Source organism: Hymenobacter ruber, assembly GCF_054783255.1.
In genome coordinates this window covers 974,373-989,660 of the sequence record NZ_BAAGQX010000004.1, presented here as the reverse complement: position 1 = coordinate 989,660, position 15,288 = coordinate 974,373, and the positions used below count along the sequence as shown (strand labels likewise).

8 protein-coding genes are annotated in these 15,288 nt (G+C 64.5%); 2 read left to right on the top strand and 6 right to left on the bottom strand.

Annotation, left to right across the window (positions count from 1 at the left end):
• The first annotated feature begins 56 nt into the window (after positions 1-56).
• Together ACYVM5_RS14945 and ACYVM5_RS14940 are read left to right on the top strand one after the other, a co-directional pair.
• The gene (locus ACYVM5_RS14945; RefSeq protein ID WP_460618912.1) at positions 57-1,718 is read left to right on the top strand and encodes an ArnT family glycosyltransferase; all 1,662 of its coding nucleotides are present in this window, start codon (positions 57-59) and stop codon (positions 1,716-1,718) included.
• Positions 1,715-2,599: a lysylphosphatidylglycerol synthase transmembrane domain-containing protein gene (locus tag ACYVM5_RS14940; RefSeq protein ID WP_460618911.1), complete on the top strand. Its 885-nt coding sequence runs from the start codon at positions 1,715-1,717 to the stop codon at positions 2,597-2,599. Before ACYVM5_RS14945 ends, ACYVM5_RS14940 begins: the two co-directional genes overlap by 4 nt.
• A 26-nt stretch (positions 2,600-2,625) precedes the next feature.
• Here ACYVM5_RS14940 and ACYVM5_RS14935 read toward each other — a convergent pair whose 3' ends face one another.
• The 6 genes from ACYVM5_RS14935 to ACYVM5_RS14910 form a co-directional block, all read right to left on the bottom strand.
• Positions 2,626-3,429, bottom strand: coding sequence for a carbohydrate deacetylase (locus ACYVM5_RS14935; RefSeq protein ID WP_460618910.1), 804 nt, complete (start codon positions 3,427-3,429; stop codon positions 2,626-2,628).
• A 3-nt stretch (positions 3,430-3,432) separates the two neighbouring features.
• A complete protein-coding gene (locus ACYVM5_RS14930) occupies positions 3,433-4,458 on the bottom strand; it encodes a glycosyltransferase family 2 protein (RefSeq protein WP_460618909.1) in 1,026 nt (341 codons plus the stop codon).
• A gap of 172 nt (positions 4,459-4,630) precedes the next feature.
• Positions 4,631-12,844 (bottom strand): T9SS type A sorting domain-containing protein, encoded by an 8,214-nt coding sequence (locus tag ACYVM5_RS14925; RefSeq protein WP_460618908.1) that lies wholly within the window; start codon positions 12,842-12,844, stop codon positions 4,631-4,633.
• A 193-nt stretch (positions 12,845-13,037) separates the two neighbouring features.
• A complete protein-coding gene (locus ACYVM5_RS14920) occupies positions 13,038-13,988 on the bottom strand; it encodes a methionyl-tRNA formyltransferase (RefSeq protein WP_460618906.1) in 951 nt (316 codons plus the stop codon).
• 117 nt (positions 13,989-14,105) lie between these two features.
• Positions 14,106-14,642, bottom strand: coding sequence for a phage tail protein (locus tag ACYVM5_RS14915; protein WP_460618905.1), 537 nt, complete (start codon positions 14,640-14,642; stop codon positions 14,106-14,108).
• 49 nt (positions 14,643-14,691) lie between these two features.
• Positions 14,692-15,249, bottom strand: coding sequence for a phage tail protein (locus ACYVM5_RS14910; RefSeq protein WP_460618904.1), 558 nt, complete (start codon positions 15,247-15,249; stop codon positions 14,692-14,694).
• Positions 15,250-15,288 lie beyond the last annotated feature (39 nt).

The following is a 15,288-nucleotide window of genomic DNA, read 5'->3' as shown; positions in this document are numbered from 1 at the left end:
TACAAAGACTAATTTGAATCCTACCTTTAGCGGGCTGATTCACCCTGCTTTTCGCCATGCCTCCCGTCCTACCCTGGTTGCGGGCGCGCCCCTGGGTGCCCGCCGTACTTGCCCTGCTGGTGCTGCTACCGGCCCTGCTGCTCAACCTGGGCCTGCTCCCGCTCATCGCCGATGAACCCATCCGGGCATTGGTGGCCCTGGAGCTGAAGCTGCATGGCAATTACTTCGTTTCGACGCTCCAGGGCGAGTATTATTTCAACAAGCCGCCGCTGTTCAACTGGCTGCTGGTGGGGTTTTTCCAGCTGTTTGGGTCCGTCGAGGAGTGGGTAATTCGCCTGCCCACGGTGCTGGCGCTGCTGGGTATGGGCGGCAGCCTGTATTACTTCGTGAGCCGCCGCCTGGGCTGGGTACTGGGCGTGGCAGCCGCGCTGGCTTTCGTCACAAGCGGGCGCATGTTGTTCTACGATTCCTTCTTGGGGCTCATCGATACCCTGCACGCCCTGGTCACTTACCTGGGGTTCATGGCGGTGTTTGAATTGGGCGCGCGACGGCGCTGGGCGGCGCTGTTTGTAGTGAGCTATGCCCTCACGGCGGTGGGCTTTCTGCTGAAAGGCTTGCCGTCACTGGTGTTTCAGGGGGTGGCGCTGGCGGTGTATTTCGTGTTTATTGATGGCCACTGTCGGCGGCTGTTATCGGGGGCGCACGCGCTGGGGCTGGGGGTACTGCTGGGGCTGGCGGGTGGCTACTTTGCGGTGTACAGCCATTTTCACACGCTGCACGACTACCTAGCCACGCTCCTCGACCAATCGACGCAGCGCACCGTGGCCGCCCACACCTGGCGGGAGTCATTGGCCCATCTGGTGAAGTTTCCGTTCGATTTCATCTCCGATTTCCTGCCCTGGACCCTGCTGCTGCTGTGCCTGGCCCGGCCGGGCTGGCGGCAGGTGCTGCGCGAGCAGCCCTTCCTGCGCTTCAATGCGCTGCTGTTTGTGGCACTCACGCCGGTATTCTGGTTGTCGCCGGGCACTATTCCGCGCTATTTGTTCGTGCTCACGCCGCTGGGCTTCACGGTGGCGGTCTATTTCTACCAGCAGTTCCAAGCCGAGCACCGCTGGCCCCACCGGGTGCTCGATACCGTACTGCTCACAGCCATGGCGCTGGTCAGCCTTAGCCTGGTGGCCGTGCCCTGGATACCCGCGGCCGCCGTGCAGCCCGGCGTGGTCTGGAAATCGGCGCTGGGGGTGTTGGCCCTGGCCGGCTGCACACTGGCCTACGGCTACCTGCCGGCCCAGCGGCTGGCGTGGCTGGGGCTGTTTTTACTGTGCATGCGTGTGGTTTTCAACTGGTTTGTGCTGCCCGCCCGCTTGCTCACCCGCGACGAAACGCCCTACCGCACGGCAGCTATCCGGGTGGCGCAAATAGCCGGCCACGCCCCGGTGTATAAGCTGGCCGATACGCACGTCGACAACGACGAGGCGTTTTACATCACGCGGGGCACGGGCCACATCGTGTATTCGTCCACGTCGCCGCTGCTGCCCGCCGCGCCCGCCAAAAACGCCTTTTACCTGGCCGAAGACCGGTACCTCACCGGCCGGCGCTACCGCCAGTACTATGAGTTCGTCATCGACCGGGGCATTCGCCTGCACCTAGTAAAATTCGACCAGCCAGAATTATTTTCATCGTCAAACCACTACCCCAACCGCCTCCCCGCGCCTTGACCCTCCCGCCCCGCCTGCGCGCCACCCTCCTCCTGCTGCTGAAGTTGGGGCTGCTGGCGGCCGCGCTGTGGTTTGTGTTTCGCCGTATCAGTCCGCGCCAGATTGGGCAGGTGCTGGGCAGCGTGCAGCCGGGCTGGCTGGGGCTGGCAGTGGGGCTGTTCGCGGTTTCAAAGTGGTTGGCAGCCCGCCGCCTCAACTACTTTCAGCGAGCCATCGGGGTCGATTTGTCCGAGGCTGCCAATCTGCGCCTCTACTGGCTGGGCATGTTCTACAACCTCTTTCTGCCCGGCGGTATCGGCGGCGACGGCTATAAGGTGCTGGTGCTGCGGCGCGCCTTCCCCACCAAAACCGCCGCTCTGGTCCGCGCCCTGGTGCTGGACCGCGTGAGCGGCTTGCTGGCGCTGGGGGTATTGCTGGTGGCCCTGGCTTGGGTGGTGCCGCTACCGCTGCCTAGGCTTTGGATGTGGCGCGGGGTAGCGGGCCTGGGGGCGGCGGGCCTGCTCTGGGGTGGCGCGGCGGCTACGGGGCGGTGGTTTGCGCCGTTTGGCCCCACGTACTGGCGCACCCAAGCGCTGGCTCTGGGAGTACAGGCGGCCCAGCTGCTGTGCGCGCTGGCTTTGCTCGCCGCCACGCACACCGTCTCGCAGCAGCCCGCGTACCTGCTGGTGTTTCTGGCTTCATCGGTGGCAGCGGCCTTGCCGTTTACCGTGGGCGGAGCGGGAGCGCGCGAGGTGGTATTTCTGCTTGGGGCGCAGTGGCTGGGGCTCGATGTGGCGGTATCGGTCAGCCTCAGTTTACTCTTTTATCTGCTATCGGCGGTAGTGGCTTTACCAGGGGCACTGGTAGGTGAAGGACGATGGAACGCCGTTCAACGAGGCTGAAACACTGCTTTATGCCACGGTGCTTTTCAGATTTCATCGTACCGAATGAGGTTTCCGCCTTGCTCCGCCAGGTATTTGCGCCAAGTGCCGCCGCGCCAGAATTCGTATTCCGTGCGGCGGGCCAGATACGAGCCGGGCCGGTCGGCCAGGCCGGGATGGGTCATAAATTCCACGGTGGGGCCGTGCCGCCGGGCGCGGGCCAGCCCTTGCGCAAACAGCGGCAGCGTGGCTGCCTGCGCCGCCGAAAAATCGGCCACCAACGCATTGGGCGTGGCAAAGCCCCGCAGGCCAGAGGTCGAAATCCGGCCAAATACATTCAGAATGCGACCGCGCTGGCCGTAGCTGGGCTGGGGCGTCCAGCGCCGGAGCCGCCGCACGCCCAGCTGGCCCAGGATGCGCGTGAGAGCGGTCCCCAGCCCGGGATAGAGGTGCAGGTGCCGGTGCGAATCGGCATGGCTTGGGGCGAGGCCGTGGGCGCGCAGGCGGTCAATTTGGGCAGTCAGCTCCCTGGCTAGCTCGGTGGGGCGCACCCGGCCGGCCAGGTAGCGCAGCCACAGTTGCTGCGCGGGCCAGAAATGGCCATCGGGCCCCAGCAGGCTGGGTACCGCAGCAGCCGGCGCCACAGATGGCCCCAAAATCAGGTTCAGGTGGTAGCCCACCGATACGCGGCCGGCGAACTGGCGCAGGGCGGCCAGGTCCATTTCGCTGGCCAGATTGGCCATTACGGTGGTGCTGCTGAGGCAACCCTGGGCGGCCAGGTCGAGAATGGCGGCCGTGGCGGGCGCATCCCAGCCAAAATCGTCGGCGTTGATGATGAGACGCAGCGCCATGCTTCAAAGCATTAGGGCTGGCGTGCGCAGCTCGTGCCGAACCACGTAGGGTGCCCGGTTTCGGCGGGCGTAGTAGGCGTGCGTGCCGATTTCGGCCAACAGGCCAAAACAAATCAAGAAGATGCCACTCATTATCAGAAACAAACTGAAAATAAACTCCATGGGGAACCGATGGGAAATATTCACCCCGAAAAAAATGGAGCTAACCAGCAGGCCGGCAGTAGCCAGCAGGCCCACCGCCAATGTCAATATCCCGAGCACCCCGAACAGCCGAAACGGCTTGCGCGAGTAGCGCAGAAAAAAGCGTAGCATCACCAAATCGACCACCACCAGCAGGGCTTTGCCCAAGCCGTAGTGGCTAACCCCAAACTGCCGCTGATGCACCTCAATCGGGAATTCGCGGTAGCGGATGCCACGTTGCGCCACCAGGGCCCCCAGGAAGCGGTGCGAATCGCCGAGCAGTTCCACGTTGCGCAGCAGGTAGCGACGGTAGGCTTTGTAAGTGGCCCCGAAGTATTCGAGCTTCACCCCCGATAAGAGGGAAATGGCCTTGTGGGCCGTGTTGGCGAGCAGCGAATGGGCACGGCCATCAGGGCGCTTGCCTTTGGAACCGCTCACCATGTCGTAGCCCTCACGGATGTAGGCCACAAACTGCGGCAGGTAGGCGGGGTCGTGTTGCAGGTCGCCGTCCATGGCCACCACGATGTCGCCCCGGGCCCGCTCGAAGCCGGCGCGCAGGCTGAGCGTCTGGCCGTAGTTGCCGGCCAAATCGATGCCGATTACGGCCGGGTTTTCGGCGGCTAGGGCGGTAATGCGCGTCCAGGTCTGGTCCCCGCTGCCGTCGTTCACCAGCAGCAACTCGTAAGGCAGCCCGTGGGCGGTCATCACAAAGTCAATCTGCTCGGCCAGGGGGCGTATGCTGTCCTGCTCGTTATGAACCGGCACCACGATGGACACCAGGTCTTTGATTTCTACGGCGGGGGTCACAACTCGACGGGCCGGGGCGGGAGCAAGAAAATCGGTGAACATAGCTTGGAGGCTGTTCCGTAAATTCAATTAGTAAATATATATTTAAATTTATTATTATAAAAACACAACCATGAGTTCTCTGGCACATTGCCCCCGCTGGCGCTTAACCCCACAAAAAAGCCCCGACTGCTAATGCAGCCGGGGCCTTTCAATGCCTGGTGAGGCGGATAACTTATTCCACCACCAGCTTTTTCACCACCACGCCGGCTTCCGTCTGGAGGCGCAGCGAGTACACGCCGGTGGCCAGGTTGGTCAGCGGCAGGGTGTAGGTGGGCTGGCCGGCAGGCAGGGCCTGCGTGAGCACTACCCGGCCCAGGCCGTCAATCAGCGCGGCCGTCACGGCCTTGCGGTTGAGGGCGGCAGGCAGTTCGACGAATACCGCCTTGCTGGCGGGGTTCGGGTACACGGCTACCTGGGCCGACAGCTTGGCCGAAGCCACGCCCAGCACCCGGGCGCCAAACACCAGCTCGAAGCGCGGGGTGGTATTGGCCGCGTTCATGGTGAAGGTGTAGTCGGGGTGCAGGCTCAGGTCGGTGAGCGTACCCAGCTGCAAGTCGCGCAGGAAGGGTTGCTCGCCGGCCCCGAAGTTGAGTACCTGCGCCGCGTGTAGCGTGTAGGTACCCGTCACGGGCAGGCCAATGAACAGCGGCACCGTCACCGAAGCCGTCGAGGTCAGCGGCAGGGCGTTGATGGCCATCTTGTCGCTGCCAGCCCAGGCGGCCAGGTTCAGGCCGGTCGAGTTGGGCAGCTTCACGGCATCGAATTCCGCATCGGTACCGGCCGTAGCGGCCTGTTCGAAGTACACATACAGCGGGTCGGAACCCGAGGCACCTTGCAGGTCGAGCTGCACCAGCGGACGGGTTTCGGTCGTGCGGTGGTACACCGGGTTCTGGTAAGCTGTCACGCGGTGCGAGTTGCGCAGCGTCAGGGTGCCGCTGGTCTGGCCGTTGCTCACCCGCACGAAGAAGCCCTGGCCCTGGGCCAGAATCGCGTTCGGGCTGTTAGCGTTGCCGCCCACACCGTTCACGTTGGCGCGGTAGGTGCCGCCGTACAGGCTGGTGCTTTCGAACACGTACATGGCGGCGTCGAGACCAGCGCGGTCGGCCGCAGGCACCAGCGAGTAGTCCAGGGGCGATGGGTACGGGTTACCCACCAGCTGCCAGCCCGCGTCGGGGGCCGTGGCACCGCTGTTGCGGTTCAGGCCCAAGGCAACCGTGCCGTTGTTCTGCGGGCCGGTCACGGCCAGGGTCTGGTTAGCGGCCAGGTTCACGGTGTAGCCTTTGCCCACGGTTAGCGGGTCGGTCAGCGCGCTGGGCGACGTCCAGCCCTTGTCGAAGGGAGCCAGGTTGTTGGTCGACGTGGCCAGGCGGTCCTGGTCGTAGTAGTACACCGTGGGGAAAGGCCGCACGCTATTAGGCGTAGCCGACGTGTTGTAGGTCGGGTTCACCACGGGCGTAAAGCTGCCGGTAGTCAGACTGCCCACGGTCGCGGTGCTAACCGGAGCCGAGTAGTGACGGTAGCCCAGGCCGGGGTTCAGGTCGGGCGCGATGTAGCGTTTCACCGTCACGTCACCATTCACCACGTTGCTGCCGTTGTTGACAATCATGGCCGTGCCCGAGGAATTTGACTCCAGCGTGAACGAGTTACCATTGGTCGAGAAGTTGCCGTCGAGCGTGAGCACGCGCTGCACCACCGCCCCGGCCGAAGTGGCCAGCAGCGCGCCGTTGGAGCCCACCGTCAGGTTCCAGAAGCGGGTGGGGCTGCTGCCCACGATGTTGCTAAATACCATGGCGCCCAGCGAGAGGACGGGCCCCGTGCCGAAGCCGCTGGGGCTGCTGGCCAGGTAAGAACCATTATGGGTCAGGTTGCCTGCCAGCGCGAGCGTTCCGTCGGTGTGGGTCAGCGTCGAGCCGCTGTTCAGGGTCAGGTTGCGGGCGTTGGCCGTGGCCGAGGTCGTAAGGGCCGGGAAGCGGCCGCCGCTGGGCGAGGTCGGAATGATGGCGTTGATGGTGGCAGTGGGCACCGTATTGGACGTCCAGTTGCCGGCCGTGAACCAGTCTGTGCTCAAGTTGCCAGTCCACGTCACCGCCGTCACGACCGGGGCCGCGATGACGAGCGAGTAAGCCTGCGAACCGGTCGAGCCAAAGGCGTCGGTGGCCGTTACCGTAAAGTTGAACGTGCCGTTCGCCGTGGACGTGCCCGAAATCGTGCCGCCCGTCAGGCTCACGCCGCTGGGCAGCGCGCCGGCCGTAATGGCGTAGGTATAGGGAGCCGTGCCACCCGAGGCCGACAGGGCCTGGCTGTAGGCCACGCCCTGCGTGCCATTCGGCAGCGTGGTCGGCGCCAGCGTAATGGTGGGAGCCGTGATGGCAACCGTATAGGTGCGCGAACCGCTGTAGGGGCCCGGGGCCGCCGAGTTGTCGGTGGCCATTACCGTGAAGGTGAACGAGCCGCTGGCCGTGGGCGTGCCCGACAGGGTGCCGTTCGTCAGGCTCAGGCCCGAAGGCAATGCGCCGGCCGTGATGGCGTACGTATAGGGAGCCGTGCCACCCGAGGCCGACAGGGCCTGGCTGTAAGCTACGCCCACCGTGCCACCCGGCACCGAAGCCGGAGCCAGGGTGATGGCGGGAGCCAGGAAGGTGAGGGCATAAGGCGAAGGCGTGCCAGCCGTGTTGAAGTTGCCGGCCGCGTCCTGGGCTACGTTGGCCGGTACGGTCACCGTCGTAGCAGTGCCCACCGTGGTCGGCGTCACGTTAAACGTGAACGTGGTGCCCGCAACAACGGTGGTGAAGCCCGAGATGGTCCCGTTGCTTACCGTCAGGTCGCCCTGCACGAAGCTGCCGTTCACGCTTTCCGAGAAGGTTACCGTGAAGGGAATGGGCGAGGTCGTGGTCGTCGCGCCGCTGGCCCCAGCGGAACTCGTGATGGCCACCGAAGGACGAGTCGCATCAATGGTGAAGCTGTTCGTGTTCGAATTCACGCTCACCGATGTGCCGCTGGCCTGGGCCGTGGCGTACACTGTGTGGCTGCCATCGGCCAAGTTAGAGGGTTGGGTCAGGCTAAAGCTGCCGCCGGCCGTGGCCGTCGTCGTGCCAATGCTCGCGCCGTCTACATACACCGTCACCGTCGAGTTGGCCGGAGCCGTGCCCGTGTAGGCCGGCGTGCGGGTATTCAGCAGGCTGCCATTGGCCGGAGCCGTTACCACCGGAGCCGGGGTAACCACCGTGAAGGGCAGGGTCAGCGTCTGGCTGCAGGGCAGCGTTACCACCACGTTGCCCGAGGTCGCATTGGTCGGCACCGTGAACTGGAAGCCGGTACCGCTGACATTGGTAGCCGTAACGGGCGCACCGTTCAGCGTCACGCCGGTCAGGCCGCTCAGGTTGGTACCGCTCACCGTAACGAGGGTGCCCGGCGTAGCCGAAGTGGGGTTCAGGCTGGTGATGGTAGCCGTGGGGGCCGGGTTCACCGTCACCTGGGCCACCGACGTGCTGGTGGTGGTGCCGTTGCTCACGGTCAGCAGCACATACTGGGTTTTGTTGGCCTCAGTGCAGTCGTAGGTCAGGCTGGCGGCGTCGGCCGAGTAGCCGGCCTGCACGGCCAGGAGCTTGGGCGTGCCGCCGCAGGGGTCGCCGAGCGTGGGGTTGTTGTTAGCACTGGCGCCGTTCACGGCGTCCATGCTGCCGGTGCTGCGGCCCACATACGAGTTGGTCGCCGTAACGATGCTGTTGGCGGCATTGCAGCTGCCGAGGCGGTAGTTGCCGTTGCCGTCGTCGGTAGGCGTGCCGTAGCTGGCAAAACGGATGGCCGTGAAGTTGGCGCCGTTGGGTGTGGTCAGCGTCAGGGTGCTGCCTTCGTTCACGCGCCCACGCACAATTTTCTGAATGGTGTAGGTGAGCGTGCCCGAGCCGGTGCTGCCGTTGTTCACGCTGCTGGCGTTCAGGGTGGCCGTGCCGTTGGCATTCAGGTTCACCGTCACCGACTGCGAAGTCGCTACCAGCGGCTGCTGGTACGTGATGCTGTAGGCGGCCGGGGCGGCGGTGTTGAAGTTGCCTGCTGCGTCTTGGGCCACGTTGGCCGGTACGTTCACCGTCGTGGCCGTGCCCGGGGTCGTGGGCGTCACGTTGAAGGTGTAAGTTGCGCCCGAGCCCGAGAAGCCCGAAATCGTGCCGTTGCTCACGGTGATGTCACCGGTTACAAAGCCCGTTACCGTTTCCGAGAAGGTCACCGTGAACGGAATCGGCGTCGTGCCCGTCGTGCTACCCGAGGTACCAGCCGTGCTGCTGATGGCCACCGAGGGACGGGTAGTGTCCACCGTGAAGGTGTTCGTGCTCGAGTTGGCGCTCACGCTGCTGCCGCTGCTCTGCGCCGTGGCGTACACCGTGTGCGAGCCCTGCGACAGGGCCGACGGCTGCGTGAGGGTCCAGTTGCCCGAGGCGTCGGCCGTGGTCGCACCAATGGACGAACCGTCCACATACACGGTTACCGTCGAGTTAGCCACGGCCGTGCCAGTGTAAGTCGGCGTGGGGTTGTTGGTCAGGCTGCCGTTGGCCGGGGCCGTTACCACCGGAGTTGCCGTCACCGGCGTGTAAGTGATGGAATAAGGCGACGGGGTGCCGGCGGTATTGAAATTACCGGCCGCGTCCTGGGCCACGTTGGCCGGTACCGTTACCGTTACCGCGCCACTGGCGGTGGGCGTCACGTTGAAGGTGAAGGTCGTGCCCGCAACAACGGTGGTAAAGCCCGAAATGGTGCCGTTGGTCACGGTGACATCGCCCTGCACGAAGCTGCCGTTCACATTCTCCGAGAAGGTTACCGTGAAGGCGAGGGGCGACGTGCTGGTGGTGCCGCCGTTGGCCGCCGTCGAGGAGGTAATGACCACCGAGGGACGGGTGGTGTCCACGGTGAAGGTGTTCGTGTTCGAGTTGGCGCTCACGCTGCTGCCGCTGGTCTGGGCCGTGGCGTACACCGTGTGCGAGCCCTGCGACAGGGCCGTGGGCTGAACAAAGGTCCAGTTGCCCGAGGCATCGGCCGTTGTCGTGCCGCGCGACGAGCCATCCACGTACACCGTTACCGTCGAGTTGGCCGGGGCCGTGCCGCTGTAGGTTGGCGTGTTGTTGTTAGTCTGGCTACCATTCGCCGGAGCCGTCACCACCGGAGCCGCCGTTACCGGCTGGTTATACTGCACGCTCACCGCGTTGCTGGCCGTGTTCTGCGTGTTGTTGGCATCGGTAGCCACATTGGCCGCCAAGCTCACCGTCACCGTGCCCGTGCCGCTGGGCGTCACGGTGAAGGTGTACGGGCCGGCGCCGCTGCCCGAGAAGCTGGCGGCGTTCAGCGTGCCACCCGTCACCGTCACGTCCGAAGCCGTGAAGGTCGTGCCCACGCTCTGCGAGAAGCTCACCGAGAAGGGAATGGGTGCGGTGCTGGTGGGGCTGCCCGAGGTTGTGCTCACCGTCGCCGTCAGGGCCGGGGCAAATACGTTGAAGGAAGCCGAGGTGAAGGTGTTGTACGTTGGGATGTTGTTCGGCTGGATGTTGCCCACGAACACGTCATTAATCCCGTTGTTCAGGAACACGTTCAGCCGCTGGTCGAGCGAGGTGTAGTTGCGCTGGATGGTCTGGAAGCTAACCTGGTAGCTGCCCGTAGGCACGGCCAGGTTCTGCGAGATGCTGCCGTTGGTGCCGCCCGAGCTCTGCAGGATAGCTACCGCGTCGCCGCTGGCGGCCGTCGAGCCGAAGGCGCTGCCGTTGCGCGACACGCCCGCTTGCGTTGTGAACGTCCAGGGCGACGCGACTACCCCCGTCTGCTGGTAGAGGAAGTCGCTAGCCGGTACGTTGTTGGTTTCGAAGCTGCCGTTTTGCAGGCCGTTGGCGACGGGTGTGCCCCCGCTCAGCACCTGCACCACGTCCACGAAGGCCGTCACGTCGCTGTTGCCGCTGGCGCTGCCCGCCGCCTGAATGCGCAGGGTGGGCGCGGCCGCGAAGCTCTTGGTGATGGTGTACTCCTCACCCGCCGTGTAAGGCACGTTCGTCACTGTGGGCGAGATGCCCGTGCTGTTTTGCAGGTTCAGGCGCAGGGTGCCGTCGCCGGTTCCCGTGTTCACCACCACCGTGTAGGTGGTGCCCGAGCCGCTCGTGCTGGAAACCGAAGCTCCGCTCACCGAGCCGCTAGTAGTCGTCACCGAGAAGTTGCTAACCGTTACGCCCGTCACTGCGGCCGCAAAAACTACGCGGTAGCTCACCTGGGCCGTGGCCGTGGGCGAAGGCGTCAGGCGGGTGATGGATGACACCGTGGTGTTGGGGGCCGTATAGGTAATGGAGTAAGGCGACGGCGTGCCGGCGGCGTTGCCATTGCCGACTGCATCCTGCGCCACGTTGGCCGGTACCGTTACCGTTACCGCGCCGTTGGCGGTGGGCGTCACGTTGAAGGTATAGGTCGTGCCCGAACCGGCAAAGCCCGAAATCGTGCCATTGGCCACGGTGATATCGCCGGTCACAAAGCCGGTTACGCTTTCCGAGAAGGTCACGGTATAGGCAAACGTGGCGTTGCTGCTGGTGCCGCCGTTGGCCGCCGTCGAGCTTGTAATGGTTACCGTTGGCGCCGTTTTGTCGATGGTATAGAGTGGCGTACCGGTGAAAGGGTCGTTGGAAATGCCGGGGTTAAGGCCCGTGTCGTTGGCCAGCGTCAGCCCGAGGGTGCCGCTGCCGCTGCCCGTGTTCACGGTCACGGTGTAGGTCGTGCCCGAGCCGCTCACGCTCGTCACGCTGCTGCCCGTTACGCTGCCGCCGTTGGCGGTGGTGAAGTTGGAAGTCGTTAAGCCGGTTACGCTGGCCGCAAACGTCACGGTGAATGTCACGCTGGCAGCATTGGTCGGGTTGGCCGCCGCCGGCACGATGGACGTGACGGTGGTTGGGGCCAGGCCCACGCGGGCGAAGAAACCGCCGCCGCCGGTCGTAACCTGGGAACTGCCGAAAGTCGCCGGAAGGGCGTCAACGAAGCCGCCCACAATGGCCTGCGAACCACTCACAGCAATACCGGTGCCGGCTTCTATGTTGCCGTTGGCGGTGGCGCTGCCGCCGCCGATGGCCCCGTTCAGGGTCAGGCCGCTTGCGTCGGTGTACTTGGCCACAAACACGTCGGCAAAGCCGGAAAGCGGCACCGTGGTTGTCCCGCCATCAAAACTGATAGCGCCGCTATAAGAGCCGGTTACATACACGGTGCTGCCGCTCACAGCAATGGCGTTGCCAAAATCGTCGCCGCCACCGCTGCCGCCGGCACTTTTTGCGCCGCCGCCAGCCAGGGCCCCACCGTCAACGTACTTGGCCACAAAAACATCCTGGGTTCCGGTTGCTCCCGCCGTGTTGGTAAGTGTGGTACCGGCAATGGACAGCGAGGGGCTGGCAAAAAAGCCCGTCACGTACACGTTGCTACCGCTCACGGCAATGCCGTTGATGCGCTCGTTGTCGCTGCCCCCGGCCTGCACCACGCTGGCAAAAGCGAGACTGCCCGCGTCGGTGTATTTGATGACAACCGCGTCGCTGCTGCCGCCGCCACTAACCGCGTTGTTCAGCACCGTCGCGCCGAATGGGGGGGCGCTGTTATTGCCAAACGAAGCCGTGGCCCCGTTGAAATAGGCCCCCACATAAATGTTGGCACCATTTACGGCAATGGCGTTGCCGCGCTCGGCGGCGGTGCTGCCGGCGCGCAGGGCGCCACCGTTCGTAAAGGTGCTGCCCGCATCAACGTACTTAGCGACGAAGATGTCCTGGCTGCCGGCCCCGGTGGAAGCAGTGCCGCTAATGGTAGCGGCCCCGTTGACAAAGCCCGTCACGTACACGTTGTTGCCGTTCACGGCAATGGCATTGCCCCGGTCGGTGCCGGCACCGCCTGCGCTCACCACCCCACCGTTGGTCACGGTTGTGCCTCCGTCAATCAGCTTGCCGACGAATATTTCCCCGGCTGCCACGTTTGTGAGAGCCGCGCCGTTGAAAGCCGCCGAGTTGCCCGTGTACTGACCCGTTACATAGACGTTGGTCCCATTCACGGCGATGCCGTAACCAGTGTCGACGTCGTCGCCGCCAATGCTCACGGCCCACGACCAGGAGCCGTTGGCAGTGCTCCACTTCGCCACGTAGGCGTCCTGGTTGTTGCCGTTGGCCCCGCCCGTCTTGCTATTGAGCGTAGTGGTGCCGAAGGTAACCGAGCCCGTGTAGGAGCCGGTCACAAAAACGTCGCCCGTCGTGTTGGTGGCAACGGCCAGCACTTGTTGGCCGGGGGTGTTGGCTGGTACCCCGGTAGCCCCTACCCAGGCCGGTGCCTGCGCTCGGGCTCCCCAGGCTACCAGCAGCAGCGGTAGCAGCAGAAGTCGGTAATAAATGTTTTTCATAAGAAAAGAGAAAAGGAAAATAAACTGATGAAGCAAGTAGTAGCCCGATGAAGGCAAATCCCCGTGGGACGACAACTGGTCGTTGGTCGGCCGGCGGGCTTAATCCGTTCCAGCCAAATGGATTAGGCAAATAGGGTTGTAATGCGTTTCGCGGCGTTTCGCGCGGCTTGGCGCGGCTTGGCGCAGGGCTGGCTCACACCGGGGCCGCGCGCACCGGGCCGGCCAGCGGAACTAGCACCTCCCCTACCTGCAAGCCCATCCCGGCCAGTTGCCCCCCGGTGAAATAGCCCTCGTCGAGGGCAACGATATCGAGTTGCGCTACCTGGCCGGCCCCACAGGCCACTAGAAGAGCCTGCCCGGGAGCGGCCAGCACGATGGTGCCGGGCGCGGCCTCCACGGTTTCGGGCCGGGCACTGAGGCCCAGCACGCGCAGCAATTGGCCGCGTAAGGTTGTCAGCGCCCCCCGGTTCCAGGGGTTGGCAGCCCGCACCAAGCGGGCCAGGGCCTCGGCCGGCTCGTGCCAGTCGAGCACCATATCGGGCAAGGCGGGGCGGGGCCAGTAGCGGGCCAGGGCCTCGTCCTGGGGCTGGTCGGGCAGCGGCACCTCGCCGCGCAGGCCCGCCAGCAGTTGGCGGCCCGTGCCCACGGCCGCCAGCGCCAGTTGGCCGCGGTGCAGCCCGTGGGTATCGTGCGGGCTAATGGGTACGGGCGTGGCCACCAGCACTGGGCCGGTATCAAAATCTTCGGCCATGCGGTGGGCCGTCACGGCCCCAGCGGGCTCGCCGTTGCGCAGTTGCCAGAAGGTGGGTTCGGGCCCCCGGTAGCCGGGCAGGGCCGCAAAATGAAAGTTGATGAAGCCCTGGGGCGGCAGGCCCAGCACGGCGGCCGGAATACGCCACGGAAACGTGAGCACCAGCACCGCCGTGGGCTGCGTCGTGGCTATCCAGTCGGTTAGCGTCGCGGTCAGGGTGGCGCGCGTCAGCCACAGCGGGGCAAGCCCGGCTTGCGCCAGCAGTTCGCCCACCTGCCCGCTCTCCTCGTGGCCCGTGGCGGGCACGGCCACGCCGGCCACCACGCCCTGGCTTAGCAGGTCTTGCAATAGGGGCCAGCCCAGCAGGCTGCTAACGATAACGGCAACGCGCATCCGATAACGACAATAACTAGATTAACAGGGTAGAAGACAGTGGCTGCTATTGCCGCATCCTTACTACCCGACGAGGCTGCCCACCTGGGCGACCCGCCGGGCAGCAAGGACATGTAGCTAAGCCCGCGAGGGGAAGATGCCCACCAGAGCGATGACGTAGTTGAGGCCGGTGTACGGCATCCGGTTTTCGTGTCCCTGGCTTGCCCCTGCATTGGCCGTCGTGCCCGTTACGGCAGCAGCCATTGGCGCATTGGCAGCGCCGTCAGTGAACTGCTTGCGCGTGCTGTCGCTGGCGGGCAGGAAGCCGGCGGGGTTGCCCCCCTCGGGCGAATCGGTGGTTTTCAGCGTGCCCGTTACCTGGTGCGTGTGGGCAGGAATTTGGGCCTGAGTCAGGGTTACGGTTTCCGTTCCGGCCACCTGGCCCTGGCTATAGGTACCGCCACCCGGCAGGGCGCCGGCGCCTACCGGCATGCGGCTGCGTAGGTCGGGCAAGGCGAAGGTAGTGGTGCCGTTGCCCCCGAAAGTGGTACCCAGCAACGCAAACAATGCTTGGTTCTGGTTGATGGGCAATAACTGGCCATTGCAGAAAGCCCAACCTCTGGGCGCGTAAGAGATGGCAATGGGGCGGATTTCGCCGATGTATGGTTCGTCCATGATAAACTCGGAAAGCTGAAGGTGAAAAGAAGGTCGGGCGCAACCGGCGCTAGGGCTGCGGCGGGTATATGCCCTCGGTGGCGATAATGAAGTTGAGAGCCAGCACGGGCTGAATGTTGGAATGCGGCTGGCTGCCGCCGGCCGCGCTAATTGTGCTGTTAGCCACCGCATTGTTCGCTAGGTTTTTACCACTTGCCGCTGCCGTCGTATAGGTGTTGTTGGTACCCGTTGTCCCGGGCAGATGGCCCACCGGGTTATCGCTCAGGTTACCGGCCGTACTGCCCGCCAGCGGCAACGCGTAAGGGTGTCCGTGCACGGGCAGTTGGTTGGCGTTCAGGGTCACATTCTCCGCGCCTCCCATCGTTCCCAACGGGTAGCTTGAAAGCCCCGGCCCGGCGGCCCCGGCTTGGGCCCCCACTACTACGCGGCTGCGCAAGTCGGGAACCGCAAAGGTGTTTTGACCATCGCCGCCGTAGGTGGTACCTAACAGAGCAAACAGTGCATTGTATTCGTTGATATCCAGGAGCTGTCCGTTGCAGGTAGCCCAACCCTGGGGAGGGAAATTGAAGCCGACAGCGCGAATTTCACCAAGGTAAGGAGTTGACATATTGAAGTGCGGGAAAGAAATGAGCAGAAAAAAAAGCCG